The sequence below is a fragment of the Variovorax frigidus genome (assembly GCF_051216515.1).
GTDB lineage: Bacteria > Pseudomonadota > Gammaproteobacteria > Burkholderiales > Burkholderiaceae_C > Variovorax.
On sequence record NZ_JBPJZF010000005.1, the window covers coordinates 281,403 to 306,434 of the forward strand.

The following is a 25,032-nucleotide window of genomic DNA, read 5'->3' on the forward strand; positions in this document are numbered from 1 at the left end:
GCCCCGGAGCGTTGAGACGTTCGCTGGTAGGATTCCCGCCATGCTCAGGAAGATCGACGCCCCCCAACCCCCCGCCGCACCGGCCGATGACGAGGGGACGCCCGTCTCCGTCAAGATCCGAGAGCGCCTGCAGGCCGCGCGCAAGCGCTTCAACGCCAACGACAACATCGCCGAGTTCGTCCAGCCGGGCGAGCTCGAGGCGCTGCTCGACGAGGTCGAGGTCAAGATGAAGGGCGTGCTCGAGAGCCTGGTGATCGACATCGAGAACGATCACAACACCGACAACACCGCGCGCCGCGTGGCCAAGATGTACCTCAACGAGGTGTTCCGCGGCCGCTACGTGCCGCCGCCCTCGCTGACCGAATTCCCGAACGCCGAGCACCTCAACGAGCTGATGATCGTCGGCCCGATCACCGTGCGCAGCGCCTGCTCGCACCACTTCTGTCCGATCATCGGCAAGCTCTGGATCGGCGTGATGCCCAACGAGCACACCAACGTGATCGGCCTGTCGAAGTACGCGCGCCTGGCCGAATGGGTGATGGGCCGGCCGCAGATCCAGGAAGAGGCCGTGGTCCAGCTGGCCGACCTGATCCAGCAGAAGACCCAGCCCGACGGGCTGGCCCTGGTGATGGAGGCCGAGCACTTCTGCATGGCCTGGCGTGGCGTCAAGGAAATGGACAGCAAGATGATCAACTCCGTCATGCGCGGCGTGTTCCTCAAGGACCCGAACCTGCGCCGTGAATTCCTGTCCCTGCTGCCGCGCTCGCGCTGAACGCCATGCTCGTACGACTCATCTACGCCAGCCGCGCGGTCGACAACAGCACCAGCGCCACCGATGCGATCCTCGCGCAATCGAGGGCGCACAACACCGCCTGCGGCATCACCGGCATCCTGTGCTACAGCGCGGGCATCTTCCTGCAGGCCATCGAAGGCGGCCGTGTGGCCGTGAGCGACCTGTACGGACACATCCAGAAGGACCCGCGCCACAAGGATGTGGTGCTGCTGCACTACGAAGAAATCAACGAGCGCCGCTTCGGGGGCTGGACCATGGGCCAGGTGCACCTGACCAAGGTGCATGCCGCCACGCTGCTGCGCTATTCCGAGCGCCCCGAGCTCGACCCCTATGCCGTCTCCGGCAAGGTGTCGATGGCTCTGCTCGAGGAACTGATGGCCACCGCCGCCATCGTCGGACGCAACTGAGGCGCGTGGTTTTCGCGCCCGGTCTTTCGCACCTTCGCAGCCGCCGCTGCCGCGGCTAGACCGGGGTGCCGCTTTCCGCCTTCGCCCTGATCCTGCTGGCCGGGATCATCCACGCCAGCTGGAACATCGCCGCCAAGAAGGCCAATGGCGACGCGCGTTTCGCGTTCCAGAGCGGCGTACTGATGATGATCGTCTGGGGCCCGGTGGGCCTCTGGCTGGGCTGGAACGTGGTGCCGCAGTGGGGCGTGAAGGAGTGGGCCTTCATCGTCGTCAGCGGCGTGTTGCACGTCGTCTATTACGTCACGCTGCTGCGCGGCTACCGGAAGTCGGATCTCACCGTGGTGTACCCGCTCGCGCGTGGTTCCGGCCCTCTGCTGTCGTCGCTGGTGGCCATCCTGTTCCTGGGCGAGCGCATCAGCCTGGTGGGCGTGGTCGGCATCGTCGGCGTGGTGCTGGGCGTGTTCCTGGTGGCGGGCGGCCCGCGGCTGTGGCGCGGTCCGCAGGATGCGGTGCAGCGCGATCGCGTGCAGAAGGGCATTCGCTACGGCATCCTCACCGGCGCCTTCATCGCGGCCTACACCGTGGTCGACAGCTACGCCGTCAAGTTCCTCGCGATGTCGCCGATCCTGCTCGACTACTTCGGCAACCTCGTGCGCGTCGTGCTGCTGCTGCCCGCGGCCCTGCGCGATCGGCCCACCACGGTGCGGCTGTGGCGAGAGCAGTGGAAGTACGCGATGGTGGTGGCCGTCATCAGCCCGGTGTCGTACGTGCTGGTGCTGTACGCGGTGCAGCAGGCGCCCATCTCGCACGTGGCGCCGGCCCGGGAAGTCTCGATGCTCTTCGCCGCCCTGATCGGCGGGCACCTGCTGCGCGAGGGCGATCGGGTGCTGCGTCTGGTCGGCGCCTGCTTCATCGCCGTCGGCGTGATCGCGCTGGCCCTGGGATGAGGCGCGCGGGCCGATGATCCCGCAGCCGTCGTTGCTGCTGGGTTGCGATTTTTCCAGCGCACCGTCTGCCCGCAAACCGATCGTGGTGGCGCTGGGGGCCGTGCGCGGCGCGCGCGTGACCCTGTCGAAGCTGCTGCCTTTCGCCACGCTCGATGGCTGGGGCCAGTGGCTGCACGACACGCCGGCCTGGACCGGCGGCTTCGACCTTCCTTTCGGCCTGCCGCGCGAGCTGGTCGAGCACCTGGGCTGGCCCCTGGAATGGCAGGCCTGCATGGCCCACTACGCGAACCTCGAACGTGCGCAGATCCGCGACGTGTTCGCGGCCTTCTGCGATGCGCGGCCGGCGGGCGGCAAGTTCGCGCATCGGCGCACCGACCTGCCGGCCGGTTCGAGCCCTTCGATGAAATGGGTGAACCCGCCGGTGGCCTTCATGTTGCACGCGGGCGTGCCCAGGTTGCTGGCCGCAGGCGCCGCCTTGCCAGGCCTGCATGCGGTGCCGGGCGCGACACGCATCGCGCTCGAGGCCTATCCCGGCCTGCTGGCGCGGGAGCTGATCGGCCGGCGCAGCTACAAGAGCGACGACGTCGCGCGCCAGGACACCGAGCGTTGGGTGGCACGGGCCGATCTGCTGTCCGCCCTGGAGCGCGGCGCGACCCGGCTCGAACTGCGCCTGTCGCTGACCCACGCCCAGCGCGACCAGTTGCTGGCGGATGCGCGCGGCGACGCGCTCGATGCGGTGCTGTGCCTGGTCCAGACGGCCTGGGCGTCGAGACACGCGGCCACGGCCGGGCCTGGCTACGGTCTTCCCGCCGATCTCGATCCGCTCGAGGGCTGGATCGTCAGCGCCTGATGCTGCACCGTCCTACAGGGGCTTGAGGCAATGGCGACGATGCCGGTGGTGGGTACCGGTTCAGAGTGACTTCAGGCGTTTCGATGAGGCGCTTTCTTCAACCATCTGAAAGGCAAACCATGAACAAAGATCAAGTCGCAGGCCGTGTGGACCAAGCCAAGGGCAAGGTCAAGGAAGTGGCCGGCCGCGTTGTAGGCAACGAGTCGCTCGAAGCCGAGGGCACCGCCGAGAAGGTCGGGGGCAAGGTGCAGAGCACCTACGGCGACGTCAAGGAAAAGACCAAGGACGCCATCAAGGATGGCGCGGACAAGCTTTGAATTCGAGGGTTCCGACCGGGCCCGTGTCTGAAAGGACAGTCCGATGAATTCCCCGATGAACAGCCACGGGGCGCCGCGCGGGCATGTACCGGGCCTGGCACGCTTTGCGTTGCTGGGCCTTTTGCTCGCTTTGGCCGCCTGCGACAAGGCCAACGAGCGCAGCGCGGGCGAGAAGGTGGATGCCGCGATCGCGCGCACCCAGCAGGCGGCGACCGAGGCCGCTGCGCGCACGGAAGCCCTGGCCGCTGAAGCCCGTGCCAAGGTGCAGGCCTCGGAGCCGGCCATGCAGCAAGGCCTCGACAAGATCAAGGAGGCCGCCAAGGAAACCGGCGCCGCCGTGTCGGCAGGCGTGAGCGATGCCACCATCACCGCCAGCGTGTCTGCCGGGCTGGCCAGGGATCCGGCCTTGAGTGCCACCCGCATCGACGTCGACACCCAGGGCGGCACGGTGACCTTGCGGGGCCCGGCGCCGAGCATTGAAGCGAAGGCACGGGCGGAGACCATCGCGCGCGCCGTGACCGGCGTCAGCAAGGTCGACAACCAGCTGGAAGTCAGAGCGATGTAGGGCGCAGTCCCCGCATGCGCTGCACCCATGAAAAAACCCGGCATGCCGGGTTTTTTCATGGGTGCAGAGTGGCTCAGCGCTTGTCGTCGTCGCGCTGCATCAGCGTGGTCACCATGTCGGCCACGTCGGAGGTCTTGAGCAGCATGGCGAGCACCGCAGTGACGGACAGCAGGCGCCATGGTTTCACGAGCACCACCAGCGCGCCGGTTCCGGCGGCCACGGCGATCAAGCGGCCGGGTCGGTCCTCGGCGAAACGCTGCAGCACCGGGCGCGCCAACTGGCAGGCGGCATTGGCCGGATGCCGGCGCCACCAGCGCAGGGCGACGCTGCGGGTCATGTTCAGCCAGGGCAGGCCCTGCAAGCTTGAAGAAGGAGAAAAAGAGAGGCCAGCGCGGGCTGCGCCGACTTCCGGCGCCTCCAGCGGCGCGTCGTAGGCCTGGTCCGGGACGTGTGCGGGTTGCCCGAACAGCGCGCGGCGCGACAGCGCCAGCCGCTGCTGGGGTGTCAGTGCATCGCGGTCAATCGCCACGGCGTCCTCCGGCGGCATGCAGGGCACGCAGGTCTGCGTCGAACTGCGCGCGAACCTCGGCCAGGCCGTTGAAGGTCACCGGCCGGCAGGCGATCCAGCCCGCAACCACCGCGATGAGCAGCGATCCGGCAGGAATGGCGACCAGCGTCCAGTGATAACGGCCGTCCATGCCATACAACATGGCGGCCACGCCCGCCAGACCCAACGCCAGCAGCAGCCCGATGGCCGCGATGACGCCGGCGGCAATGCGCGCGCCCAGACCACGCCCGGCCTGTGCGGCTTCGAGCTTGATCAGGGCGGCGTAGTTGCCGACGTGTTCAGCGATGAGCTCCGGATGCCCGAGCACCGTTGCATAGAGGGGATGAAGCATGGTGCGCGAGCGGGGACGGTGTCAGCAGCCGTGAAGCGGCTTCAGTAGTCGTCCCGGTTGCTGCGGCGGCTGGCGAGCACGATCAGCGCCGTGATGGCGGCACCTGCAGCGGCGGCGATCAGCACCGAGCGCACCGGCTGGTCGGAGATGTACTTGCCCGTCACGTCGGCGGCTTGCTCCAGACGACGCTGAGCACGTGCGCTGGTGGTCGAGGCGGCATCCAGACCGCGCTGCACGGCCTGCTGAACGCGTGCCGCGATCTGTTCGACGGTCGGCTCTGCCTCGCGACGCAGGTCGCGCACCTTCTCGCCGGCGGCGTTCACGGCATTCTGTGCGTAAGCGCGGGTCGACTCGATGGCGTCGTTGGCGGTGCGGCTGGCTTCGTCGGCGAGTTGCGATGCGGTCTTCGTGTTCATGGAGATTGTCCTTTCTGGGAGATTGAGCTCTTGGCCTGCCCATCCTAACGGGGTCCGCTCGACGCTGGAAGGCATCGGTGGGCCGGTATGAACAGCTTGGGGCTCACCTTAGCCACGCCGCTTGCCGTGGCGTGTCAGCAGCCGTGCGCGGGACTCGTAGGAGAGCGACGTCAGCGACCCGTCGGCACCTCGGCTGCCGGGGTCGCCACGACGATGCGCCGAACCGGCAGCATGGCCGTCAACCGGGTGCCGCTGCCGGGCGTGGAGACCACCGTGAGCTTGCCCTGGGCGGCCTCGACGCGGTGACGCATGCCCGCCAGGCCATGCGTCGAAGGGCGCATGCGCTGGGTATCGAAGCCCTTGCCGTTGTCTGCCACTTCGACGATCACGTGGTTGCCGTAGTCCTTCATCACGATGGTGGCCTCGGAGGCTTCGGCGTACTTGCTGATGTTGGTCAGGCTCTCCTGCACCATTCGGTAGATCGTGAGCTGACGTGCTTCGTCGAGCACAGCGGGCTCGAGCGACATCTCGATCTGCAGGCCGGAACGGTCGGCGAATTCCCGGCCCAGGATCTCCAGCGAGGCCACCAGTCCCAGGTTGGACAAAGACGACGGCCGCAGGTCTTCGATGATCCGCCGCTTGAGCGCGATGCCGCTGTTGAGCAGTTCGGTCAGATGCTGCAGCCGCTCGATCGCATCGGGTGTGTCGGCCAGGCGCGACTTGAGCCGGGCCACGTCGAGCTTGGCGGCCGTGAGCAGCGAGCCGAGCTCGTCGTGCAGTTCGCGTGCGAGGTAGCCACGTTCGGTCTCGCGCACTTCCTGCAGGTGGGTCGCCAGTTCGGCCAGCGTCGCCGTGCGTTCCTGCACTTCGGTCTCGAGCGCGTTGCGCTCGCGCTGCAGCGCCTCTTGCTGGCGCTCGCCGGCCGAGCGCAGAACGTGGCTTTGCCGCAGGTAGAGATAGAAGGCCACCAGCGCCGCCAGCGCCACCACGGCGATGCCGATGCGGGCCAACTGCAGCGATTTCGCGATCTGCACCTGGCCGCGCGCCAAGGCGGCGTCGCTGCTGGCGACCAGCGCGTTGGCCTGGGTCCGGATGGCCTCCATCTCCTCGCGGCCGACATCGGTGGTGATGACGAACTTCCAGGCGTCCTCGTTGCCGTTGGTGCGCAGGCGGACGCTCATGTCCATCTCCGCCAGCTTGCGCGCCACGTGGGTTGCCAGCACGGCCAGGCGGGCGCTGTCCTCGGGCCGGTCGGCGTACAGTGTGCGCAGCACGCTGAGCTGGCCATCGATCTGGCGGATGGCGTTGTCGTAGGGCTCGCGGTAGTGTGGCTCGCCGGTCAGCAGGTAGCCGCGCTGGCCGGTCTCCGCATCCACCATGTTCTGCAGGAGCGCGCTCAGGGCCACGCGCATCCGCTGGGCCTGGCCGACCTCTTGCAAGGCGCGGGTCGACTGGCGGAATCCGGCCTCGTTGATGCCCACGAGCATCACCGCCGCCAGCAGGGCCAGGGCGAGGCTCAAGGCCATCTTGGGAAAAGCTAACCAACGCATGTAGAGGCTTCCGCTGACGGTCCTGTGATCAATTTCGTGAATAATCGATGCCGTACAGTGAACGATATATCGCGACTCACGAGTGCGCGACAACAAAGAGGATGACAGATGATCAAGATCGGAATTGTGGATGACCACGCCATCGTTCGGTCCGGCTTGCGGCAGTTTTTCTCCGAGCACGTGGATTTGCGCGTCGTGGGCGAAGCAGGAACTGGGCGTGAAGCCATCGAACTCGTGCGTACGACCGAGCTCGACGTGCTGGTGATGGACTTGTCCATGCCCGGTCAGAGCGGCATCGACGCGCTCGCGATGATTCGGGCCAAGGCCCCGGATGTCGGCATCCTCATCCTGAGTGGCTACCCCGAGGAGCACTACGCGATGAACCTGATCCGTCAGGGCGCCAGCGGCTACCTCAACAAGGAATGCGAGCCGATCGAGATCGTGAATGCGATCCGTACCGTCTCGCTGGGCCGTCGCTACATCACGCCCGCCGTCGCCGAATTGCTGGCGCGCCAACTCGACCGCAAGGACGATGCGGCACCGCACGAGCAGCTGTCGGAGCGCGAGTTCCAGGTGTTCCTGAAGCTGGCCAAAGGCGAGACGGCCGGCGACATCGCGAAGACGCTGTCGCTGTCGGTGAAGACCGTGAGCACCTATCGCACGCGCTTGATGGAGAAGATGAACCTCTCCTCGAACAGCGACCTGACCTACTACGCGCTGAAAAACAAGCTCATCGACTGATCTCGCCGCCTGTCCGCAGGCGCCTCTTCAGGCGATGCGGCAGGCAGGCATACCGGCTGCGCTGCACTCGCTTCAGTGGCCGTCGTTCGCCGCAGGGGGCTCGGTCGAGCGTGCGATGCAGAAATCCAGCAGTGCCTCGATTTCGTTGGATTTGTCGAACACCGCATCGGCGCCCAACTGCACGCAGCGTTTGCGGATGTCCTGGGTGGCGTAGTTGCTCAGCACGACCACCTGCTGCTGCGGGCGCCGCACTGCACAGGCCTGCAGCACGCCCAAGCCGCTGCCTTGCTTGAGGAACAGATCGATGATGATCAGGTCCCATGCATCCTTGTGCGTTGCCAACCACGCGCGGGCCTCGGCTTCCGTCTCGGCATGACCGATGGCCTCGAGGCGTGTGAGTTCTTCCAACGTTCCGACGAGGTTTTCGCGGATCGTGAGGTTGTCTTCGACGATGTAGGTTTTCAATCTTGTGTTCATGGCGAAGACCCGCTCTCCCTCCATGCCGCCTCCTGCGCTGTGCGTCACGGATGCGGGCGCATGAGGGATCGTAGCCGTGGCATTTTTCCATGTTGCAAGCTTGAGGGGATGGCGCTCGTAGGCGTATTCCGACCTCAGGGCAGATCGCAGGCAGCGAAGCCGTTCTCGTAGGCCCGTGCCCACAGGGGCTGCCGTGCCGTACCGACCTGCGCGCGGCGGGTTGCCATTTAATGTCGGGACTTGCACGCCGGTCTGGGCCACCGCAGCCGTGTCCCGTTCTAGCCGCCCCGGACGAAGGAGTGATCGATGCAGAACAACAAGCAAGCGGGCCGCATATGGGCGATGCGCATCGTGGCGGCCTGCGTGGCCGTCTTCGCGATCCTCGTGCTGATCGTGATGTTCTTTCCCTGGGATGTGCTGCGTGGGCCCGTCAATCGCTACGTCAGCGAGAAAACCGGGCGGACTTTCGAAATCACCCGCCATCTCGACGTCGACCTGGGCTGGCGCAGTGCCACGGTCAAGCTCGACGGCATCGAATTCGCGAACCCGGCCTGGGCGCGCGACCCCTACCTGGTGCGCGCCGAGCGCGCGGAACTCGACCTTCGGTTGTGGCCGCTGCTCGGTGGCAAGGTCGTCATCCCGCGCCTGATGATGGTCGCGCCCGCCGTCGGCTTGCAGATGGAGAAGGACGGCCGCCGGACCTGGGCGCTCGGCAAGGACACCTCGGACGAGGGCACCGTGCCGACCATCGGGCAGATCCAGATCGACAACGGCAGCATCGACTTCCTGGCCAAGCATCTGGGCGTGGACCTGCATGCAGAGGTGGCCTACGACAGCAGCAAGGGCGAGATGCCCTTGAACTATCGGATCAAGGGCACCTACCAACGGCAGCCGCTGACGGCGCAGGGGCGCACCGGCAACGTGATGCAACTCGCCGAAACCGGCCAGCCGCCGTTCCCGCTGGAGATCGATGCCCGCGCCGGCCAGACACGGCTCAAGGCCGCGGGCACGGTCGCCGCGCTCAGCGGCCTCGATGGCATCGATGCCACCTTCGATCTCCGGGGCCAGAGCCTGGGCGACCTCTACGGCCTGCTCGGCATCGCGCTGCCGCAGACCTCGCCCTATGCGCTCAGCGGGAACCTGGGCAAGCGTGCGAACCTGTGGGAGGTCAAGGGACTGAAGGGCAAGCTGGGGCTGTCCGACATTGCCGGCGACATGCAGTTCAATCAGGGCACGAAGGTGCCGACGCTCTCGGGCACCCTGCGTTCGCAGGTGATGGACATGGACGATCTGGGTCCGTTGATCGGCCTGCCGCCGACGGCTCGTTCCGCCAACGCAGTGGAAGGCGTTGCGCCGCCGCCGACGGTGACGCAGGTCAAGCGCGCGCAGCGCAACGGGCAGGACAAGGTGCTGCCGACCGCCACGCTCGATTTCGAGCGCCTGGGCGCAATGAATGCCGACGTGCGCTACACCGCCGACCGGATCCGCAACGTGCGCGAGGTGCCGCTCGACAAGGGCAGCGTGCACGTGAAGCTTCAGGACAAGGTGCTCACGCTCGACCCGCTGGACCTGGGCGTGGCCGCGGGCAAGCTGGTCGGCGCGATCCGCATCGACGCGGCGAAAAATCCGGCCGACATCCGTGCTTCGCTGGATCTGCGCGGCCTGCAACTGGCGCGCCTGTTCCCGAAGCTCGAGACCACGGGCAACAGCGTGGGCAAGTTCGGCGGCCGCATCAATCTTTCGGGATCCGGCAACTCGGTGGCCAGCTGGCTCGGCGGGGTGTCGGGCGACGTCGCGGTGCTGTCGGGGAGCGGCCAGTTCGGCAATCTGCTGCCGGTGTTTGCGACGCTCGTGGGGGGCGACATCATCAAGTTCCTGCTGCGCGGCGACCGGAATGTCGAGCTGCGCTGCGCGGCCGTGGCCTTCGACGTCAACAAGGGGCTGATGACCGGGCGCACGCTGGTGGTGGACACCACCAATGCCGTGTTCACCGCCACCGGCCAGGCCAATCTGGCCAACGAAACCCTCGACTTCGTGATTCGTCCGGAGCCCAAGAGCAAGAGCATCCTCTCGGTCCGCACGCCGCTGGTCGTTGGCGGCACCTTCGGCGATCCGAAGGGCGGCGTCGAAATCGCACCCCTGGCCGGGCGTGGCCTGGCAGCGCTGGCCCTTGGCGCGATCAATCCGCTGCTGGCGCTCGCCGCGACCATCGAGACCGGTCCCGGCGAGGATGCGGACTGCAAGGGCGTGCTGGCCGATGCGAATCGGCCGACGGCAGGCGCGGCCGCCAACGGCGCTGCGAGAGCGAAGACCGCCAAACAGCCCTGAGCAGGCGCGGCGGGTTTTCGGGGGTCAGATGCCGGGGCGTTGCGCGCACACGCTGCAGTGCGGATCGCGCGTAACCTTCAGGCGGTCGAAGGCCGTACGGCGGCCGTCGAACATCAGCAGCTGCCCGGCCAGCGATGGTGCGATGCCCGCCAGCAGCTTGAGCGCTTCATGGGCCTGCAGGGTGCCGATGGTGCCGACCACGGGTCCGAACACGCCCATCACGGCGCAGCGTGTCTCCTCGAACGCGGCGTCGGGCGGAAACACGCAGGCATAGCAGGGCGAGGCCGCGTCGCGCAGGTCATAGACGCTCAACTGACCGTCGAAGCGGATCGCCGCGCCCGCCACCAGCGGCTTGCCGTGGGCCACGCAGGCGGCATTCACCAGATGGCGGGTGGCGAAGTTGTCGCAGCAGTCGATCACCACGTCTGCCTTGGCCACCAGTGCCGACAACAGTGCCGCATCGGCGCGCAGCGCATGCAGTGTCAGGCCGATTCCGGGGTCGATGGCCCGCATGGCCTCGGCCGCGGAGGCGACCTTCGACCGGCCCACCCGCGCGGTGGTGTGGGCGATCTGGCGTTGCAGGTTGGTCAGGTCGACGGTGTCGTCGTCGACCAGCGTGATGTGGCCCACGCCCGCCGCTGCGAGGTAGAGGCACACCGGCGATCCCAGCCCGCCGGCGCCGATCACCAGTGCATGGGAGGCTTCGACGCGCTGCTGGCCGTCGAAGCCGTATTCCTCCAGCAGAACGTGCCGCGAGTGGCGCAGCAGGGCTTCGTCGTCCATACGCTTGGCGCCTGCCGCGTTCCTGCAGCCGCGCTCAGTTCTCTTTCTTCTCTTCCTTGTTGTCGACGATCACCTGCGTCTTGCTGACGATGACCGGCGCGCCCTTGAGGCTGGCGATGGCCTGCAGCAGCGGGAAGTCCTTGTCGTTGCCGAACTCGGGCACCTTGCGGTCCTGCGGCGGCTTCTTGGCTTCTTCCTCGAGGCGCTTGCGGGCCTCGTCGCGGGCCTTCTCGCGCTCGGGGTCCTTGGTCTCGGGACCCTGCCCGCTGGCCAGGTGCTTCTCGAGGTCGGCCTCGCGCATGCGCAGCGCGGCGTAGGGGCTGCCCTCGGCGCTTTCGTCGACCAGCACGTTGGGCACGATGCCCTTGGCCTGGATCGAGGCGCCGCTGGGCGTGTAGTAGCGCGCGGTCGTGATCTTCAGGCCGGTGTCGGGGCCCAGCGGACGCACGGTCTGGACCGAGCCCTTGCCGAAGGTCTGGCTGCCCATGACGGTCGCGCGCTTGTGGTCCTGCAGTGCGCCGGCCACGATCTCGCTGGCCGAGGCCGAGCCTTCATTGACCAGCACCACCAGCGGCACGGTCTTGAGCGCCGCGGGCAGGCCGCGCAGCGGATCGGTGCCGGAGCGGCGCTGGTAGAACTCGGGCGCGGCCTTGTAGACGAACTTGCTCTCGGCCAGCTGGCCGTCGGTGGACACCACCGTCACGTTCTCGGGCAGGAAGGCCGCCGAAATGGCCACCGCTGCGTCGAGCAGACCACCCGGGTCGTTGCGCAGGTCGAGCACCAGGCCCTTGAGGTTGGGGTCCTGCTTGTAGATTTCCTCGACCTTCTTGACGAAGTCGTCGACCGTGCGTTCCTGGAACTGCGACAGGCGGATCCAGCCGTAGCCCGGCTCGATGACCTTGCCGCGCACGGATTGCGTGCGGATTTCCTCGCGCGTGATCGTGACCGGGAAGGTGCGGTTCTCGTCCTTGCGGTAGATGGTCAGCATCACCTTGGTATTGGCTTCGCCGCGCATGCGCTTGACTGCGTCGTTGAGCGTCAGTCCGCGTACCGCCGTGTCGTCGATGCGGGTGATCAGGTCGTTGGGCTTGAGGCCGGCGCGGAAGGCCGGCGAGCCTTCGATCGGCGACACCACCTTGACCAGGCCGTCTTCCTGGGCGATCTCGATGCCGACGCCGACGAAGCGACCGGTCGTGCCCTCCCGGAATTCCTTGAAGGACTTCTTGTCGAAGTACTGCGAATGCGGATCGAGGCCGGCGACCATGCCGGAAATCGCGTCGGAGATGAGTTTTTTCTCATCCACCGGCTCCACGTAGTCGCTCTTCACCATCCCGAACACCGCCGCGAGCTGTTGCAGCTCCTCGAGCGGCAACGGTGCCAGCGAGCCACGCGCCACGGTCTGCAGCGAGACGGTGGTCAGCACGCCGGCCACGGCGCCGGCTGCAACCCAGCCGGTGATCTTGAGTTTCTGGCCCATGTAATGAGTGTCCTAGTCGGGTGTCAAGCCAATATACAGGTAGCTTTGAAGCAATTCTTCTACCAGGGTTCCTTAATCTTCAACCTTTGCCCTGCGAAGCCACCGCGGCGGCGGCTTTGGCGGCCGCCTGGGCGTCGCCGAGGTAGTAGTGGCGAAGCGGCTTGAGCTCGTCGTCCAGCTCGTAGACCAGCGGGATGCCGTTGGGAATGTTGAGGCCGACGATGTCGCTGTCGGAGACGCCGTCGAGGTACTTGACCAGCGCGCGGATCGAATTGCCGTGGGCCGCGACCACCAGGCGGCGGCCGCTGCGGATGGCGGGCGCCATCGACTCGTTCCAGAAGGGCAGCACGCGTGCCACCGTGTCCTTCAGGCACTCGGTCAGCGGGATCTGCTCGGGCGCGAGCTTGGCGTAGCGCAGGTCGCCGCGCTCGCTGCGCGGGTCGGCCGCGTCCAGCGCCGGCGGCGGCGTGTCGTAGCTGCGGCGCCAGACCAGCACCTGCTCGTCACCGTATTTCTTGGCCGTCTCGGCCTTGTTGAGGCCCTGCAGGCCGCCGTAGTGGCGCTCGTTGAGGCGCCACGAATGCACCACCGGCAGCCAGGTGCGGTCGAGCTCGTCGAGCGTGTGCCACAGCGTGCGCGTGGCGCGCTTGAGCACGCTGGTGTAGGCCACGTCGAAGTCGTAACCCTCGGCCTTGAGCAGCCGGCCGGCCTGCTTGGCCTGCTCGACGCCGGTCTCGGTCAGGTCGACGTCGGTCCAGCCGGTGAAGCGGTTTTCGAGATTCCAGGTCGACTCGCCGTGGCGGATCAGTACCAGTTTATGCATGGGGAAGGCCTTTGGCGGAGATTGAGATTCGGGAATGCAGGAGTCTGCATAACCCGCCATTCTAAAATCGGCGGTTTGCCATTCAAGGAACCCTGTGAAATTCATCGTCGACAACTGGATGCTGATCCTGCTCGCGGTCGGCTCGGGCAGCATGCTGGCCTGGCCGCTGATCCGTGGCAACGGCGGTGGCTCGCTCACGGCGCAGGGCGCCGTGCAACTGATCAACCGTGAGCGCGGTGTGGTGGTCGATGTGCGCGATGCGGCCGAATTCGCCGCCGGCCACGCGACCGGCGCCCGCAACGTGCCCTTCGACCAGCTCGAGCAGAAGCTGCCGACCACGGTCAAGAACAAGGGCGTACCGGTGCTGCTGATGTGCGCCTCGGGTGGCCGCGCCCAGCGCGCGCTCGCCGTGGCCAAGAAACTCGGCTATGAGCAGGCCCAAGTGATCGCTGGCGGACTCAAGGGCTGGAAAGAAGCTAACCTGCCGATTGAAAAGGCCCCGGAAAAGGCCTGAGCCCACGGGCCGCGCAGCCGGATTGCGCGGCGTTGAAAACCCGCCATCGTCCCCAAGGTACAGCGTATGCAAGCCGTCAAGATGTACACCACCGCCGTCTGCCCCTACTGCATTCGCGCGAAACAGGTCCTCAAATCCAAAGGCGTCGAGCAGATCGAGGAGATCCGCATCGACACCGATCCGCAGGCGCGCGCCGCCATGATGGAGATCACCCAGCGTCGCACGGTGCCGCAGATCTTCATCGGAGACACGCATGTGGGCGGCTGCGACGACCTGATCGCGCTCGACGGACGCGGCGGCCTGCTGCCCCTGCTGCAAGGCGCCTGAACGCGGTGTGCCCCGCGGTGGGGCGATAATCGCCGTCTCATTCATCTGCAGCCCGCTGCGGGAACCTCTCCCCGGCGGGCATTGTTTTGATTCTCGAAAGTTGAGCCATGGCCGATACCCCTGATCCCGTGTTCCAGATCCAGCGCGTCTACCTCAAGGACCTGTCGCTCGAACAGCCCAATTCGCCGGCCATCCTGCTCGAGCAGGAACAGCCCACGGTCGACATCCAGCTGGGCGTCGACGCCCAGCCCGTGGCCGACGGCATCTACGAGATCACCGTGTCCGCCACCGTGCAGACCAAGGTGCAGGACCGCACCGTGTTCCTGGTCGAAGCCAAGCAGGCCGGCATCTTCGAGATCCGCAACCTGCCCGAAGACCAGATGGGCCCGATCCTGGGCATCGCCTGCCCGCAGATCGTCTACCCGTACCTGCGCGGCAACGTGGCCGACGTGATCCAGCGCGGCGGTTTCCCGCCCGTGCACCTGGCCGAGATCAACTTCCAGGCCATGTACGAGCAGCAGCAGGCCGCCGCGGCCGGTCAGCCCTCGCCCATCGTCACGCAGTAAACCGGCCTGACGCCGCCAACGCCGATGAAGATCTGCGTTCATGGCGCCGGTGCCTGGGGCACGGCCGTCGCAGTCAACGCGGCGGCCCGCCACGAGGTCACGCTCTGGGCGCGCGATGCCGTCCAGGCCGACGCCATGTCGGCCGCGCGTGAAAACACCCGCTATCTGCCGGGGCTGGCGCTGCCGGCCTCGCTCGTCGTGCGCAGCGGCGACATCGGCGCGGCCAGCGCCGGCGCCGACCTCGTCATCGTGGCCACGCCGATGGCGGCCCTGCGTGATCAACTCGTCGCGCTGCGGGGCTGTACCGCGCCGGTGGCCTGGTTGTGCAAGGGCGTCGAGCCCGCGCGCGAAGCCTCCTCCACGGCCTATGGCCTGCTGGCCCACGAGATCTGGGCGCAGGTCGCACCTGAACTGCTCGCCGGCGTGCTCAGCGGCCCGAGCTTCGCGCAGGAAGTGGCCGAAGGCCGCCCGACGGCGCTGGTTGCGGCCAGCCCGCATGCGGCGGTGCGCGATGCGCTCGTCGACGCCTTCCACGGACCGGCCTTGCGCGTCTACGCCAACGAGGACATCGTGGGGGTCGAGGTCGGCGGTGCGGTCAAGAACGTGCTCGCCATCGCGACCGGCCTGTGCGACGGCCTGGCGCTGGGCCTCAATGCGCGCGCCGCGCTCATCACCCGCGGCCTGGCCGAAATGACCCGCTTCGGCCTCGCGCTGGGTGCGCGTGCCGAGACCTTCATGGGCCTGTCGGGCCTGGGCGATCTGGTGCTGACTTCCACCGGCGACCTGTCGCGCAACCGCAAGGTCGGCCTGCTGCTGGCCCAGGGCCGCACGCTGGCGCAGGCGGTCGCTTCGCTGGGCCATGTGGCCGAAGGCGTGTATTGCGCACGCACCGTGGTGCAGCGCGCGCGCGGCCTGGGCATCGAGATGCCCATCGCCGAAGGCGTGGTCGCGCTGCTCGACGGCCGCGTGAGCCCGCAGGACGCGGTCGCCGCGCTGACCGGCCGCGACCCGGTGCCGGAGTCGCCGGCTTCGGCCGGCCCCGCTTCCCCTCGTTGAATTCAAGACAAGAACGCAGAGACCGCGCGCCATGAGCCTTCGCTTTGATTTTTCGGCGTCGGCCGTGGCCGCGCTGGCCCTGTCCGATGCCACCCGTGCCTTGCAGGAAGACGTCGCCGATGGCGACCTGACCGCCTCGCTGGTCGACCCCACCCGCACCGCCCGCGCCCGCGTGCTGGCGCGCGAAGCGGCCGTGGTCTGCGGCGCGCCCTGGGTCGAGGCCACGTTGCGGCAGCTCGATCCCGAGGTGCGCATCACCTGGCGGGTGGCCGAAGGCGAGCGCTGCGCCGCCGACCAGACCGTGCTCGAGATCGAAGGGCGGGCGCGCGCGCTGCTGACGGCCGAGCGCACCGCGCTCAACTTCCTGCAGCTGCTGAGCGCGGTCGCGACCAAGACCGCGCTGTACGCCGAGGCCGTGAAGGGCACGCGGGCCCGCATCGTCGACACGCGCAAGACCCTGCCGGGCCTGCGGCTGGCACAGAAGTACGCGGTGCGCACCGGCGGCGGCCTGAACCACCGCATCGGCCTGTACGACGCGGTGCTGATCAAGGAAAACCACATCGCCGCGGCCGGCGGCGTGGCGGCCGCGTTGCGCGCCGTCGCGCCCGTGGCTGGCCAAGCTGCCTTCGTCGAGGTCGAGGTCGAGACGCTGGCCCAGCTGCACGAGGCGCTCGAGGCCGGCGCGCGCATGGTGCTGCTCGACAACATGGACCTGCCCACGCTGCGCGAGGCGGTGCGCATCAACGACGCGGCCGGCGAAGACCGCAAGGCGATCCTGGAGATCTCGGGCGGCGTCACACTGGACGGCCTGCGCGCGCTGGCCGAGACCGGGGTCGACCGGATCTCGGTCGGGGCCCTGACCAAGGACGTCAAGGCCACCGACTACTCGATGCGTTTCCAGGAAGGCTGAGCCGCCCATGTCGTCTCCGGTCATCCACGTCGACTACGAACAACCGGCCGAAGGCTCGGTCTGCGATACGCGCCACGCCTGGGCGCGCGTGCCGCCGGAGCCCTCGGCCGACGAGCGCGTCGCGCTCAAGGAGCGCATCCGCGGCCTGCTGCGCGAGCGCAACGCCGTGATGGTCTCGCACTTCTACGTACACCCCGACCTGCAGGACCTGGCCGAGGACACCGGCGGCATCGTGAGCGACTCGCTGGAAATGGCGCGTTTCGGCCGCGACCATGCGGCGCAGACGCTGGTGGTCTCGGGCGTGCGCTTCATGGGCGAGACCTCGAAGATCCTCTCGCCCGAGAAGCGCGTGCTGATGCCCGACCTGGACGCGAACTGCTCGCTCGACCTGGGCTGCCCGGTCGACGAATTCAGCGCCTTCTGCGACCGGCACCCGGACCGCACCGTGGTGGTCTACGCCAACACCAGCGCGGCCGTGAAGGCGCGCGCCGACTGGCTGGTCACCTCGAGCTGCGCGCTCGACGTGGTCAATGCGCTGCACGCGGCGGGGCAGAAGATCCTCTGGGGCCCGGACCGCCACCTGGGCGACTACATCCAGCGTCAGACCGGCGCCGACATGGTCAGCTGGAACGGCGCCTGCATCGTGCACGACGAGTTCAAGGCGCTCGAGCTCGAGCTGCTCATGAAGGAACACCCGAAGGCCAAGGTGCTGGTGCATCCCGAGTCACCGGCCGACGTGATCGCGCTGGCCGATGCGGTGGGCTCGACCTCGGCCATCCTGAACGCGGCGCAGCGCCTGGACGCCTCCGAATTCATCGTCGCCACCGACAGCGGCATGCTGCACAAGCTGCGCACGCTGAACCCGGGCAAGACCTTCATCGAGGCGCCCACGGCCGGCAACGGCGGCACCTGCAAGAGCTGCGCGCATTGCCCCTGGATGGCGATGAACGGACTGGCCGACCTGACGCGCGCCCTCGAGACCGGTTCTGGCGAAGTGCATGTCGACCCCGCGCTGGGCCTGCGCGCCCGCGTGCCGATCGACCGCATGCTGGCCTTCACCGCCGGGCTCAAGCAGGGTCTCGCGCCCGGCAGCCTGGTGGCGGGGATCGGCGCGGCCTGATGACGGCGACCGTCTCGGCGCTGATCGACTTCGGCACGCCCGGGTCGCCAGCGTCGCACCAGGGCGCGCGCCTGCGCCATGCCTTCGGCGCGCCGCGCGAGACGCTGGTCGCGCACACGCCCGCGCAGGTGCGGCCGCTGCTCGACGCCGTGCAGACGCATGCACGGCAGGGGCGCTGGTGCGTGGGCTACCTGCGCTACGAAGCCGCATCGGCCTTCGATCCCGCGCTGGCGGTGCATGCCGCCGATGGTCCGCTGGCCTGGTTCGGCGTGCACGACGGCACCGTGCCGTGGCCCGAGCCGGCCGACGAGACGGCGCCCTCGCTGCAGTGGGAAGACGCCTTGACGCGGCCTGCCTTCGATCGCGCGATGGCCGAGATCCACCGTGCCATCGCGGCCGGTGAGCTCTACCAGGTCAACTACACGGCGCCTTTGCAGGCGCTGCCGGGCGCGCTGTCCGATGCGGCGCGGCGCGCGCTGTTCGCGGCCCTGCAGCGCGCCCAGCCTGGCGGCTACGCGGCCTTCATCGATGCGGGTGACGAGCAGCTGTTGTCGGTGTCGCCGGAGCTGTTCTTCGACTGGCGCGAACGGCGTCTGCTGGCCCGTCCCATGAAGGGCACGGCCGCGCGCGGCGGCACTGCCGAGGACGATGCGGCGGCCTCGGCCCGGCTGCGCAGCTCGGCCAAGGAGCGCGCCGAGAACGTGATGATCGTCGACCTGCTGCGCAACGACATGTCGCGCGTCGCCGAACCTTTCTCGGTGCGCGTGCCGCGGCTGTTCCACACCGAGGCCCTGCCCACCGTGTGGCAGATGACCTCCGACGTCGAGGCGCGCACGCGCGCCGACTGCAGCCTGGCCGACCTGTTCGCCGCGCTCTTTCCCTGCGGCTCGGTCACGGGCGCGCCCAAGGTCGCGGCGATGCGCATGATCCGCGCACTCGAGCCCGCGCCCCGCGGCATTTACTGCGGCGCCGTGGGCGTGGTGCAGCCCGGCGGCGCGGCCACCTTCAACGTGCCGATCCGCACCGTGACCTTGCAGGCCGGCACGGCCCGCTGCGGCATCGGCAGCGGCATCACGGCCGATGCCGGCACCGACGGCGAGTGGCAGGAGTGGCGCCACAAGCGCGCCTTCCTCGAACGTGCGAGCGCGCCTTTCGATCTGCTCGAGACGCTGGCGCTGGAAGATGGGCAACTGCGCCACGTCGACGCCCATCTGGCGCGCATGGCGGCCGCGGCCGCGCACTTCGGCCATCCGTGGGATGCACGGGCCGTCGCACAGTGCCTCGATGCCTTGCGCGCGGCACATCCGCAGGGCCGGTGGCGCGTGCGCCTGCTGCTCGATGCCCGGGGCCGCGCGCAGGCCCAGGCCTTCGCGCAGGACGCCGCGCCCTCACGCGTGCGGCTGCAGCTGGCCGACCGGGCCTTCGAGGCGGCCGACAGCGAGTTCGTGCGCTTCAAGACCACGCGGCGCGCGCACTACGAGGCCTTCGCGCCCATGCGTGCGGGCGTGTTCGACACGCTGCTGTGGAACCGGCACGGCGAGCTCACCGAAACCACGCGCGGCAACATCGCCGTGCAGCTGGAAGGCCGCTGGGTGACGCCGCCATTGCGCTGCGGCCTGCTGGGCGGCATCGGGCGCGCACAGGCGCTGGCCGAAGGGCGGCTCGCCGAAGCCGTGGTGCGTGTCGACGACCTGCCGCGCGTGCAGGCCTGGGCTTTCTTGAACAGCCTGCGCGGCTGGATCGAGGCGGACCTCGAAACTTCAGGCGTCGATTTCTAGGTTGTCGATCAGGCGCGTGCTGCCAAGACGCGCTGCAGCCACCGCCACCAGCGGCTCGCCCGCTGCAGGCGCAGGCGCCTGCAGGTCGGCCCGGCGGCGCAGCACCAGGTAGTCGGGCTGCCAGCCGCGTGCCGTCAACGTCTGCATTGCGCGCGCCTCGATCGCGGCCAGGTCGCGCTCGCCCGATCGAACGGCCGCGGCCATGGCCTGCAGCGCCTTCGACAGCTGCACCGCCTCGGCGCGCTCGCTCTCGCTGAGGTAGCCGTTGCGCGACGACAGCGCCAGCCCGTCGGCGGCGCGGAAGGTTTCGCCGCCCACGATCTCGATCGGCAGCGCGAACTGCCGCACCATGTGGCGGATCACCATCAGCTGCTGGTAGTCCTTCTTGCCGAACACCGCCACGCGCGGCTGCACGCAGCTGAAGAGCTTCATCACCACGGTGCACACGCCGATGAAGAAGCCCGGCCGGAAGTGGCCTTCGAGCAGGTCGGCCAGGGCCGGGTCCGGATGCACCTTGCAGGTCTGCGGCTCGGGGTAGAGCGCGCGCTCGTCGGGTGCGAACAGCACGTCGCAGCCGGCCGCGCGCAGCTTCTCGCAGTCGCTGTCCCAGGTGCGCGGATAGGTGTCGAAATCCTCGTGCGGCAGGAACTGCAGCCGGTTCACGAAGATGCTGGCCACGGTCACGTCGCCCAGTGGCTTGGCTTGCTTCACGAGTGCCAGGTGGCCGTCGTGCAGGTTGCCCATGGTCGGGACGAAGGCCGGCCGGTGGAACGCGGCCAGGTGCTCGCGCAGTTCGGGAATGGTGCGTGCGATGTGCATGAAGAACCTCTTACCAGGCGTGGAGTCGATCGTCGGGGAAGCTGCCGTCCTTGACGGCGCGGACATAGGCTTGCAGCGCGGGCAGCACGCCCGGCGCATCGGCCATGAAGTTGCGCACGAACTTCGGCATCTTGCCGAGGTTGATGCCCAGCATGTCGTGCAACACCAGCACCTGGCCGGCGGTGGCCTTGCCGGCGCCGATGCCGATGGTGGCGCAGTGCTGGAGCTCGGCCGTGAGTTCGGCGGCCAGCGCGGCCGGCACCATCTCGAGCACCAGCATCGCCGCGCCCGCGTCCTGCAAGGCATGCGCCTGCTGCTTGAGCACCGCGCCGGCATCGCCCTTGCCCTGCACACGGTAGCCGCCGAGTGCATGCACGGTCTGCGGCGTCAGGCCCAGATGCGCGCACACCGGAATGCCGCGCTCGACCAGGAAGCGCACGGTCTCGGTGGTCCAGCCGCCGCCTTCGAGCTTGACCATGTGGGCGCCGGCCTGCATCAGCACCGTGGCGCTGGCGAGCGCCTGTTCGCGCGACTGCTGGTAGCTGCCGAAGGGCAGGTCGGCGATCAGCCAGGCCGTGCCCTGCACGCGGCGCAGGCCGCGCGACACGCTGTCGGTGTGGTAGCGCATGGTGTCCAGGCTCACGCCCACGGTGCTGTTCAGGCCCTGGCACACCATGCCCAGCGAATCGCCGACCAGCAGGCAGTCGACGCCGGCCGCATCGGCCATGGCCGCGAAGGTGGCGTCGTAGGCGGTGAGCATCGAGATCTTCTCGCCGCGCGCATGCATGTCGGCGATGCGCGGCAGGCTCACGGGCTTGCGCGCGGCGGGCTGCGAGGCGGGCGGCAGCGTGCCATAAGGCGATGCCGGTGTGGCCTCGGGGTGGGACGGTGGGGTCGACATGGTTGGCATTTCTCCTGCGGGCGTCGTGGGGCCGGGCATCCTCGGTGGATGAGAAGTGAACCTAGCCCGCCGAGGGCGTCAGCACCGTCGGTGCGGTCGGTTCTGCGAGCGAAGGATAGTCGCGGCTGAAGTGCAGACCGCGGCTCTCGTGGCGGGCCTGTGCCGAGCGCACGATCAGCTCGGCCACCTGCACCAGGTTGCGCAGTTCGAGCAGGTCGCGCGTGACGTGGAAGTTCGCATAGAACTCCTGGATCTCGGCCTGCAGCAGTGCGATGCGGTGGCTCGCGCGCTCCAGCCGCTTGTTGGTGCGCACGATGCCCACGTAGCTCCACATGAAGCGGCGCAGCTCGTCCCAGTTGTGCGAGATGACCACGGTCTCGTCGGCATCGGTGACGCGGCTGTCGTCCCAGGCGGGCAGCGCGGCGCGTGCAGGCACGGGCGCCTGGGCGATCGCGTCGGCCGCGGCGCGCGCGAACACCATGCATTCGACCAGCGAGTTGCTGGCCAGCCGGTTGGCGCCGTGCAGGCCGGTGCAGGCGGTCTCGCCGATGGCGTAGAGGCCGGGCACGTCGGTGCGGCCGGCGAGGTCGCTCAACACGCCGCCGCAGGTGTAGTGCGCGGCCGGCACCACGGGGATCGGCTCGCGCGTGATGTCGATGCCCAGCTCCGCGCAGCGCGCGAGGATGTTGGGGAAGTGCTCCTGCAGGAACGCGGCCGGCTGGTGCGAGATGTCGAGGTGCACGCAGTCCAGGCCGTGCTTCTTCATCTCGAAGTCGATGGCGCGCGCCACCACGTCGCGCGGCGCGAGTTCGGCGCGTTCGTCGTGCATGGGCATGAAGCGCGTCCCATCGGGCAACTTGAGCAGCCCGCCTTCGCCGCGCACCGCCTCGCTGATCAGGAAGGACTTGGCATGCGGGTGGTACAGGCAGGTCGGGTGGAACTGGATGAACTCCATGTTCGAGACCCGGCAGCCCGCGCGCCAGGCCGCGGCAATGCCGTCGCCGGTGGCCGTGTCGGGGTTGGTCGTGTAGAGGTAGACCTTGCCCGCACCGCCCGTGGCCAGGATGGTGTGCGGCGCGCGGAAGGCCAGCACCTCGTCGGTGGCGTCGTCGAGCGCGTAGAGGCCTACACAGGCGGGGTCGGCCAGGCCGAGCTTGGCCCCGGTGATCAGGTCGACCAGCGTGTGGTGCTCGAACAGCGTGATGTTCGGCGTGCGCCGCACGCGCTCGATCAGCACCTGCTGCACGGCCGCGCCGGTGGCGTCGGTCGCATGCACGATGCGGCGCTGGCTGTGGCCACCCTCGCGGGTCAGGTGCAGATCACCGTCTTCTTCGGAGAAAGGCACGCCGAGTTCGCGCAGCCAGCCGATGGCCCCGGGCGCGCCCTCGACCACAAGGCGCGTGGCTTCGGGGTCGCAGAGGCCGGCGCCCGCCACCAGCGTGTCTTCCACATGGGCATCGAAGCTGTCGCCCGCGGCCAGCACGGCCGCGATGCCGCCCTGCGCCCAGGCGCTGGAGCCATCGTTCAGGGCCCGCTTGGTGAGCACCGCCACGCGGTGCGTCGGCGCCAGGTGCAGCGCTGCTGAGAGGCCAGCGAGGCCGCTGCCGACGATCAGGACATCGAAATCGAGTGAAGCCATCAGAGGAGTGCCAAGTTCAATATCGGGGACACAGTTTCAAGCCAACGGATCACTTCGTGGAACGCCGTGGAACCGGCTTTGCCGGGCCACTGGCGTCGCCCCCGGTAGGGGGTTGGCGAAGCGACACCCTTCGACAAGCTCAGGACGGGCCAAGGTGCGCGAAGAGGGGGGGCGAGCCCTATACGGGGGAGTAGGCCAGGCGCACATAGATGGGCGCGAAGGCCTCGGCCTGGGTGATGTCGATCAGCGTTTCCTTCGCCAGCTCGAGCATCGCGATGAAGGTCACGATCAGCACCGGGGCGCCGCGCGACACGTCGAACAGTTTCTCGAACTCCACGAACTGGCGCCCCTGCAGGTGTCGCAGCACCACGCTCATGTGCTCGCGCACGCTGAGTTCCTCGCGCGAGATCTTGTGGTGCTGCACGAGCTTTGCGCGCTTGAGGATGTCGGCCCAGGCCTCGCGCAGGTCGACCACGTTCATCTCGGGGAAGCGCGGCTTGAGCGACTGCTCGATGTAGACCTGCGCCTTCCAGAAGTCGCGGCCGTAGGTCGGCATGGCGTTGAGCGAGGCGGCCTGCAGTTTCGTCTGCTCGTACTCGAGCAGGCGGCGCACGAGTTCGGCGCGCGGGTCCTCGGCCTCTTCGCCGTCGGCCACCTTCTTGGGCGGCAGCAGCATGCGCGACTTGATCTCGATCAGCATCGCCGCCATCAGCAGGTACTCGGCGGCGAGTTCGAGGTTGGTCTGGCGCACCTGGTCGACGTAGGTCAGGTACTGGCGCGTCAGCCCGGCCATCGGGATGTCGAGGATGTTGAAGTTCTGCTTGCGGATCAGGTAGAGCAGCAGGTCCAGCGGCCCCTCGAAGGCCTCCAGGAAGACCTGCAGCGCCTCGGGCGGGATGTACAGGTCGTTGGGCAGCGCGAACAGCGGCTCGCCGTACAGGCGCGCCAGCGCCACCTGGTCCACCACCTCGGGCATGGCGGTGAGCACGGGTTCGCTGTCGTCCGGCGGGGCGGCAGCCTGCTTGCGCACGGACTTACTTGGCTTGGGTCTGGTAGACGTAGGGCTGTTGGGCCACGCGGGCCTGGCCGTACTCGTCGAGCTGGCTGCGGTCGAGCTTCTTGTCCCACAGCAGGGCACGTCCGGCGCGCTGTTCCGCCTCGAGCGAGGGCTTCTTGCGCTTCAGTTCGTCGATGAACTGGGTGGCGTCGGAGGTGTAGTGGGGGCGGTTGAAGATGGACATAGACTGGAACCTTTGGTGCGCGATTTTACGGGGGCAGCGACATGGCATGCGAAAAATGGGGCAAGGGGGTCGTTTTGAGCCTGCTGCTGGCGCTGGGCGCCTGCGACAACCAGGCCATCCGCGAGCTGGAAGAGGGCGTCGCGACCGAGGCCGACGTGCGGGCGCGTTTCGGCACGCCGGAGAACGTCTGGGACAGCCCGGCCGGCCGGGTCTTCGAATACAACCGCCAGCCGCAGGGCCAGAAGAACTACATGATCACCATCGGCGCCGACGGCCGCATGAGCGCGCTGCGCCAGGTGCTCACGCCACAGAACTTCGACAAGGTGCAGCCCGGCATGGCGATGGAGGACCTGCGCAAGCTGCTGGGCAACCCGGCCAAGGTCACGCCCTATGCGCTCAAGCGCGAGACCGAATGGGAATGGCGCTGGGTGCAGCCGCCCAATGCGCCGATGGTGTTCACCGCGGTGCTCAACGACGACCAGCGCGTGCTGCGCAGCGGCTCGTCGCCCGATCGGGGCACCGAGGCGCCCTGAGCGCCCGCTGATTCAGGGCGCGTCGCCGTCGCCGGGCAGGACCGCATCCGCCGTCGCGCCGATCACCTTGCCGCCGATGCGCACCGTGCCCACCACCGCATCCGCCGCCAGCCCGACCGCCGAGGCGCCCACGCCGACCACGGTGCTGGTCACCGCGACCACTGCGCAGCCGCCGAGCAGGCTCACCAGGGAAAGGTACAGGAGGGTGCGCAGCAGCTTCATGGGGCGTTTCGGGTCAGAACGTGCGCAGTAGCT

General features: G+C 68.4%; 30 protein-coding genes. 16 read left to right on the forward strand and 14 right to left on the reverse strand.

Annotated elements, in window-relative coordinates; all coding sequences use genetic code 11:
- Positions 1-40 precede the first annotated feature (40 nt).
- The 6 genes from folE to ACSFBC_RS16590 all read left to right on the forward strand — a co-directional run bounded on the left by folE (position 41) and on the right by ACSFBC_RS16590 (position 3,879).
- Positions 41-772, forward strand: coding sequence for a GTP cyclohydrolase I (gene folE / locus ACSFBC_RS16565; RefSeq protein WP_435511433.1), 732 nt, complete (start codon positions 41-43; stop codon positions 770-772).
- Positions 773-777: 5 nt separating this feature from the next.
- The gene (locus ACSFBC_RS16570; RefSeq protein WP_435511434.1) at positions 778-1,200 is read left to right on the forward strand and encodes a BLUF domain-containing protein; all 423 of its coding nucleotides are present in this window, start codon (positions 778-780) and stop codon (positions 1,198-1,200) included.
- A 65-nt stretch (positions 1,201-1,265) separates the two neighbouring features.
- Positions 1,266-2,147 carry an EamA family transporter gene (locus ACSFBC_RS16575; RefSeq protein WP_435511435.1) on the forward strand — a complete coding sequence of 294 codons (882 nt, stop codon included), beginning with the start codon at positions 1,266-1,268 and terminating at the stop codon, positions 2,145-2,147.
- A 13-nt stretch (positions 2,148-2,160) separates the two neighbouring features.
- Positions 2,161-2,997 carry a DUF429 domain-containing protein gene (locus ACSFBC_RS16580; protein ID WP_435511436.1) on the forward strand — a complete coding sequence of 279 codons (837 nt, stop codon included), beginning with the start codon at positions 2,161-2,163 and terminating at the stop codon, positions 2,995-2,997.
- A 119-nt stretch (positions 2,998-3,116) separates the two neighbouring features.
- On the forward strand, positions 3,117-3,314 hold the full coding sequence (locus ACSFBC_RS16585) for a CsbD family protein (RefSeq protein ID WP_435511437.1): 198 nt from the start codon (positions 3,117-3,119) through the stop codon (positions 3,312-3,314).
- 43 nt (positions 3,315-3,357) lie between these two features.
- Positions 3,358-3,879, forward strand: a complete 522-nt coding sequence (locus ACSFBC_RS16590) for a BON domain-containing protein (protein ID WP_435511438.1) — start codon at positions 3,358-3,360, stop codon at positions 3,877-3,879.
- 73 nt (positions 3,880-3,952) lie between these two features.
- Here the strand turns inward: ACSFBC_RS16590 and ACSFBC_RS16595 are convergent, their stop codons facing one another.
- The 4 genes from ACSFBC_RS16595 to ACSFBC_RS16610 form a co-directional block, all read right to left on the reverse strand.
- On the reverse strand, positions 3,953-4,426 hold the full coding sequence (locus tag ACSFBC_RS16595; protein WP_435511439.1) for a hypothetical protein: 474 nt from the start codon (positions 4,424-4,426) through the stop codon (positions 3,953-3,955).
- The gene (locus ACSFBC_RS16600) at positions 4,398-4,778 is read right to left on the reverse strand and encodes a hypothetical protein (RefSeq protein ID WP_435511440.1); all 381 of its coding nucleotides are present in this window, start codon (positions 4,776-4,778) and stop codon (positions 4,398-4,400) included. The genes ACSFBC_RS16595 and ACSFBC_RS16600 overlap by 29 nt, the downstream gene beginning before the upstream one ends.
- Positions 4,779-4,819: 41 nt before the next feature.
- Positions 4,820-5,194, reverse strand: coding sequence for a hypothetical protein (locus ACSFBC_RS16605; protein WP_435511441.1), 375 nt, complete (start codon positions 5,192-5,194; stop codon positions 4,820-4,822).
- 170 nt (positions 5,195-5,364) lie between these two features.
- Positions 5,365-6,720, reverse strand: coding sequence for a CHASE3 domain-containing protein (locus ACSFBC_RS16610; RefSeq protein ID WP_435511442.1), 1,356 nt, complete (start codon positions 6,718-6,720; stop codon positions 5,365-5,367).
- 132 nt (positions 6,721-6,852) lie between these two features.
- On the opposite strand from ACSFBC_RS16610, the gene ACSFBC_RS16615 reads away from it, so the two are divergent.
- Positions 6,853-7,485: a response regulator gene (locus tag ACSFBC_RS16615; RefSeq protein ID WP_183025065.1), complete on the forward strand. Its 633-nt coding sequence runs from the start codon at positions 6,853-6,855 to the stop codon at positions 7,483-7,485.
- A gap of 72 nt (positions 7,486-7,557) precedes the next feature.
- On the opposite strand, the gene ACSFBC_RS16620 is transcribed toward ACSFBC_RS16615, so the two are convergent.
- Entirely contained in the window at positions 7,558-7,962 is a 405-nt protein-coding gene (locus ACSFBC_RS16620) for a response regulator (protein WP_435511746.1), read from the reverse strand.
- Between the two features lie 342 nt (positions 7,963-8,304).
- Between ACSFBC_RS16620 and ACSFBC_RS16625 the strand changes: the two genes are divergently transcribed.
- The gene (locus tag ACSFBC_RS16625; RefSeq protein ID WP_475544561.1) at positions 8,305-10,290 is read left to right on the forward strand and encodes an AsmA family protein; all 1,986 of its coding nucleotides are present in this window, start codon (positions 8,305-8,307) and stop codon (positions 10,288-10,290) included.
- Between the two features lie 24 nt (positions 10,291-10,314).
- On the opposite strand, the gene ACSFBC_RS16630 is transcribed toward ACSFBC_RS16625, so the two are convergent.
- The 3 genes from ACSFBC_RS16630 to gpmA form a co-directional block, all read right to left on the reverse strand.
- A complete protein-coding gene (locus tag ACSFBC_RS16630) occupies positions 10,315-11,073 on the reverse strand; it encodes a HesA/MoeB/ThiF family protein (RefSeq protein ID WP_435511444.1) in 759 nt (252 codons plus the stop codon).
- Positions 11,074-11,107: 34 nt separating this feature from the next.
- Entirely contained in the window at positions 11,108-12,550 is a 1,443-nt protein-coding gene (locus tag ACSFBC_RS16635; protein WP_435511445.1) for a S41 family peptidase, read from the reverse strand.
- Between the two features lie 79 nt (positions 12,551-12,629).
- A complete protein-coding gene (gene gpmA, locus ACSFBC_RS16640) occupies positions 12,630-13,373 on the reverse strand; it encodes a 2,3-diphosphoglycerate-dependent phosphoglycerate mutase (protein ID WP_435511446.1) in 744 nt (247 codons plus the stop codon).
- 94 nt (positions 13,374-13,467) lie between these two features.
- On the opposite strand from gpmA, the gene ACSFBC_RS16645 reads away from it, so the two are divergent.
- From ACSFBC_RS16645 to pabB, 7 genes are all read left to right on the forward strand, one after another.
- Positions 13,468-13,887, forward strand: a complete 420-nt coding sequence (locus ACSFBC_RS16645; RefSeq protein WP_435511447.1) for a rhodanese-like domain-containing protein — start codon at positions 13,468-13,470, stop codon at positions 13,885-13,887.
- A 66-nt stretch (positions 13,888-13,953) separates the two neighbouring features.
- A complete protein-coding gene (grxC, locus tag ACSFBC_RS16650) occupies positions 13,954-14,214 on the forward strand; it encodes a glutaredoxin 3 (protein WP_435511448.1) in 261 nt (86 codons plus the stop codon).
- 107 nt (positions 14,215-14,321) lie between these two features.
- Positions 14,322-14,780 carry a protein-export chaperone SecB gene (gene secB, locus ACSFBC_RS16655; protein WP_219209117.1) on the forward strand — a complete coding sequence of 153 codons (459 nt, stop codon included), beginning with the start codon at positions 14,322-14,324 and terminating at the stop codon, positions 14,778-14,780.
- Between the two features lie 24 nt (positions 14,781-14,804).
- A complete protein-coding gene (locus ACSFBC_RS16660; protein ID WP_435511449.1) occupies positions 14,805-15,836 on the forward strand; it encodes an NAD(P)H-dependent glycerol-3-phosphate dehydrogenase in 1,032 nt (343 codons plus the stop codon).
- Positions 15,837-15,867: 31 nt separating this feature from the next.
- Positions 15,868-16,746: a carboxylating nicotinate-nucleotide diphosphorylase gene (gene nadC / locus ACSFBC_RS16665; protein ID WP_435511450.1), complete on the forward strand. Its 879-nt coding sequence runs from the start codon at positions 15,868-15,870 to the stop codon at positions 16,744-16,746.
- Between the two features lie 7 nt (positions 16,747-16,753).
- Positions 16,754-17,866 carry a quinolinate synthase NadA gene (gene nadA, locus ACSFBC_RS16670; protein ID WP_435511451.1) on the forward strand — a complete coding sequence of 371 codons (1,113 nt, stop codon included), beginning with the start codon at positions 16,754-16,756 and terminating at the stop codon, positions 17,864-17,866.
- Positions 17,866-19,644: an aminodeoxychorismate synthase component I gene (pabB, locus tag ACSFBC_RS16675; protein WP_435511452.1), complete on the forward strand. Its 1,779-nt coding sequence runs from the start codon at positions 17,866-17,868 to the stop codon at positions 19,642-19,644. The genes nadA and pabB overlap by 1 nt, the downstream gene beginning before the upstream one ends.
- Here pabB and panC read toward each other — a convergent pair.
- From panC to ACSFBC_RS16700, 5 genes are all read right to left on the reverse strand, one after another.
- Positions 19,627-20,463: a pantoate--beta-alanine ligase gene (gene panC, locus ACSFBC_RS16680; protein WP_435511453.1), complete on the reverse strand. Its 837-nt coding sequence runs from the start codon at positions 20,461-20,463 to the stop codon at positions 19,627-19,629. The two genes, pabB and panC, sit on opposite strands and share 18 nt — an antisense overlap.
- Before the next feature lie 10 nt (positions 20,464-20,473).
- The gene (panB, locus tag ACSFBC_RS16685; protein WP_435511454.1) at positions 20,474-21,373 is read right to left on the reverse strand and encodes a 3-methyl-2-oxobutanoate hydroxymethyltransferase; all 900 of its coding nucleotides are present in this window, start codon (positions 21,371-21,373) and stop codon (positions 20,474-20,476) included.
- Between the two features lie 52 nt (positions 21,374-21,425).
- Positions 21,426-23,003: an L-aspartate oxidase gene (gene nadB, locus ACSFBC_RS16690; protein WP_435511455.1), complete on the reverse strand. Its 1,578-nt coding sequence runs from the start codon at positions 23,001-23,003 to the stop codon at positions 21,426-21,428.
- Between the two features lie 178 nt (positions 23,004-23,181).
- Entirely contained in the window at positions 23,182-23,979 is a 798-nt protein-coding gene (locus ACSFBC_RS16695; protein ID WP_183025099.1) for a segregation and condensation protein A, read from the reverse strand.
- A gap of 58 nt (positions 23,980-24,037) precedes the next feature.
- Complete coding sequence (locus ACSFBC_RS16700; RefSeq protein ID WP_183025081.1) at positions 24,038-24,244, reverse strand: DUF3460 family protein; 207 nt, start codon at positions 24,242-24,244, stop codon at positions 24,038-24,040.
- A gap of 41 nt (positions 24,245-24,285) precedes the next feature.
- Here ACSFBC_RS16700 and ACSFBC_RS16705 point away from each other — a divergent pair, with 41 nt between their 5' ends.
- Positions 24,286-24,777 carry an outer membrane protein assembly factor BamE gene (locus ACSFBC_RS16705; protein WP_435511456.1) on the forward strand — a complete coding sequence of 164 codons (492 nt, stop codon included), beginning with the start codon at positions 24,286-24,288 and terminating at the stop codon, positions 24,775-24,777.
- 12 nt (positions 24,778-24,789) lie between these two features.
- Here ACSFBC_RS16705 and ACSFBC_RS16710 read toward each other — a convergent pair whose 3' ends face one another.
- Positions 24,790-24,999, reverse strand: coding sequence for a hypothetical protein (locus ACSFBC_RS16710; RefSeq protein ID WP_435511457.1), 210 nt, complete (start codon positions 24,997-24,999; stop codon positions 24,790-24,792).
- Positions 25,000-25,032 lie beyond the last annotated feature (33 nt).

Excerpts from the sequence above, each read along its gene's own strand:
- gpmA (WP_435511446.1), bottom strand. The coding sequence starts at position 13,373 with ATGCATAAACTGGTACTGATCCGCCACGGCGAGTCGACCTGGAATCTC.
- ACSFBC_RS16625 (WP_475544561.1), top strand. The coding sequence starts at position 8,305 with ATGCGCATCGTGGCGGCCTGCGTGGCCGTCTTCGCGATCCTCGTGCTG.
- secB (WP_219209117.1), top strand. The coding sequence starts at position 14,322 with ATGGCCGATACCCCTGATCCCGTGTTCCAGATCCAGCGCGTCTACCTC.
- ACSFBC_RS16635 (WP_435511445.1), bottom strand. The coding sequence starts at position 12,550 with ATGGGCCAGAAACTCAAGATCACCGGCTGGGTTGCAGCCGGCGCCGTG.
- ACSFBC_RS16570 (WP_435511434.1), top strand. The coding sequence starts at position 778 with ATGCTCGTACGACTCATCTACGCCAGCCGCGCGGTCGACAACAGCACC.
- ACSFBC_RS16700 (WP_183025081.1), bottom strand. The coding sequence starts at position 24,244 with ATGTCCATCTTCAACCGCCCCCACTACACCTCCGACGCCACCCAGTTC.
- grxC (WP_435511448.1), top strand. The coding sequence starts at position 13,954 with ATGCAAGCCGTCAAGATGTACACCACCGCCGTCTGCCCCTACTGCATT.
- ACSFBC_RS16580 (WP_435511436.1), top strand. The coding sequence starts at position 2,161 with ATGATCCCGCAGCCGTCGTTGCTGCTGGGTTGCGATTTTTCCAGCGCA.
- ACSFBC_RS16705 (WP_435511456.1), top strand. The coding sequence starts at position 24,286 with ATGGCATGCGAAAAATGGGGCAAGGGGGTCGTTTTGAGCCTGCTGCTG.
- ACSFBC_RS16585 (WP_435511437.1), top strand. The coding sequence starts at position 3,117 with ATGAACAAAGATCAAGTCGCAGGCCGTGTGGACCAAGCCAAGGGCAAG.
- ACSFBC_RS16595 (WP_435511439.1), bottom strand. The coding sequence starts at position 4,426 with ATGCCGCCGGAGGACGCCGTGGCGATTGACCGCGATGCACTGACACCC.
- ACSFBC_RS16605 (WP_435511441.1), bottom strand. The coding sequence starts at position 5,194 with ATGAACACGAAGACCGCATCGCAACTCGCCGACGAAGCCAGCCGCACC.
- ACSFBC_RS16610 (WP_435511442.1), bottom strand. The coding sequence starts at position 6,720 with ATGGCCTTGAGCCTCGCCCTGGCCCTGCTGGCGGCGGTGATGCTCGTG.
- ACSFBC_RS16695 (WP_183025099.1), bottom strand. The coding sequence starts at position 23,979 with ATGCCCGAGGTGGTGGACCAGGTGGCGCTGGCGCGCCTGTACGGCGAG.
- folE (WP_435511433.1), top strand. The coding sequence starts at position 41 with ATGCTCAGGAAGATCGACGCCCCCCAACCCCCCGCCGCACCGGCCGAT.
- ACSFBC_RS16630 (WP_435511444.1), bottom strand. The coding sequence starts at position 11,073 with ATGGACGACGAAGCCCTGCTGCGCCACTCGCGGCACGTTCTGCTGGAG.
- ACSFBC_RS16660 (WP_435511449.1), top strand. The coding sequence starts at position 14,805 with ATGAAGATCTGCGTTCATGGCGCCGGTGCCTGGGGCACGGCCGTCGCA.
- ACSFBC_RS16620 (WP_435511746.1), bottom strand. The coding sequence starts at position 7,962 with ATGAACACAAGATTGAAAACCTACATCGTCGAAGACAACCTCACGATC.
- nadB (WP_435511455.1), bottom strand. The coding sequence starts at position 23,003 with ATGGCTTCACTCGATTTCGATGTCCTGATCGTCGGCAGCGGCCTCGCT.
- ACSFBC_RS16710 (WP_435511457.1), bottom strand. The coding sequence starts at position 24,999 with ATGAAGCTGCTGCGCACCCTCCTGTACCTTTCCCTGGTGAGCCTGCTC.
- panB (WP_435511454.1), bottom strand. The coding sequence starts at position 21,373 with ATGCCAACCATGTCGACCCCACCGTCCCACCCCGAGGCCACACCGGCA.
- ACSFBC_RS16590 (WP_435511438.1), top strand. The coding sequence starts at position 3,358 with ATGAATTCCCCGATGAACAGCCACGGGGCGCCGCGCGGGCATGTACCG.
- ACSFBC_RS16615 (WP_183025065.1), top strand. The coding sequence starts at position 6,853 with ATGATCAAGATCGGAATTGTGGATGACCACGCCATCGTTCGGTCCGGC.
- panC (WP_435511453.1), bottom strand. The coding sequence starts at position 20,463 with ATGCACATCGCACGCACCATTCCCGAACTGCGCGAGCACCTGGCCGCG.
- pabB (WP_435511452.1), top strand. The coding sequence starts at position 17,866 with ATGACGGCGACCGTCTCGGCGCTGATCGACTTCGGCACGCCCGGGTCG.
- nadC (WP_435511450.1), top strand. The coding sequence starts at position 15,868 with ATGAGCCTTCGCTTTGATTTTTCGGCGTCGGCCGTGGCCGCGCTGGCC.
- ACSFBC_RS16600 (WP_435511440.1), bottom strand. The coding sequence starts at position 4,778 with ATGCTTCATCCCCTCTATGCAACGGTGCTCGGGCATCCGGAGCTCATC.
- nadA (WP_435511451.1), top strand. The coding sequence starts at position 16,754 with ATGTCGTCTCCGGTCATCCACGTCGACTACGAACAACCGGCCGAAGGC.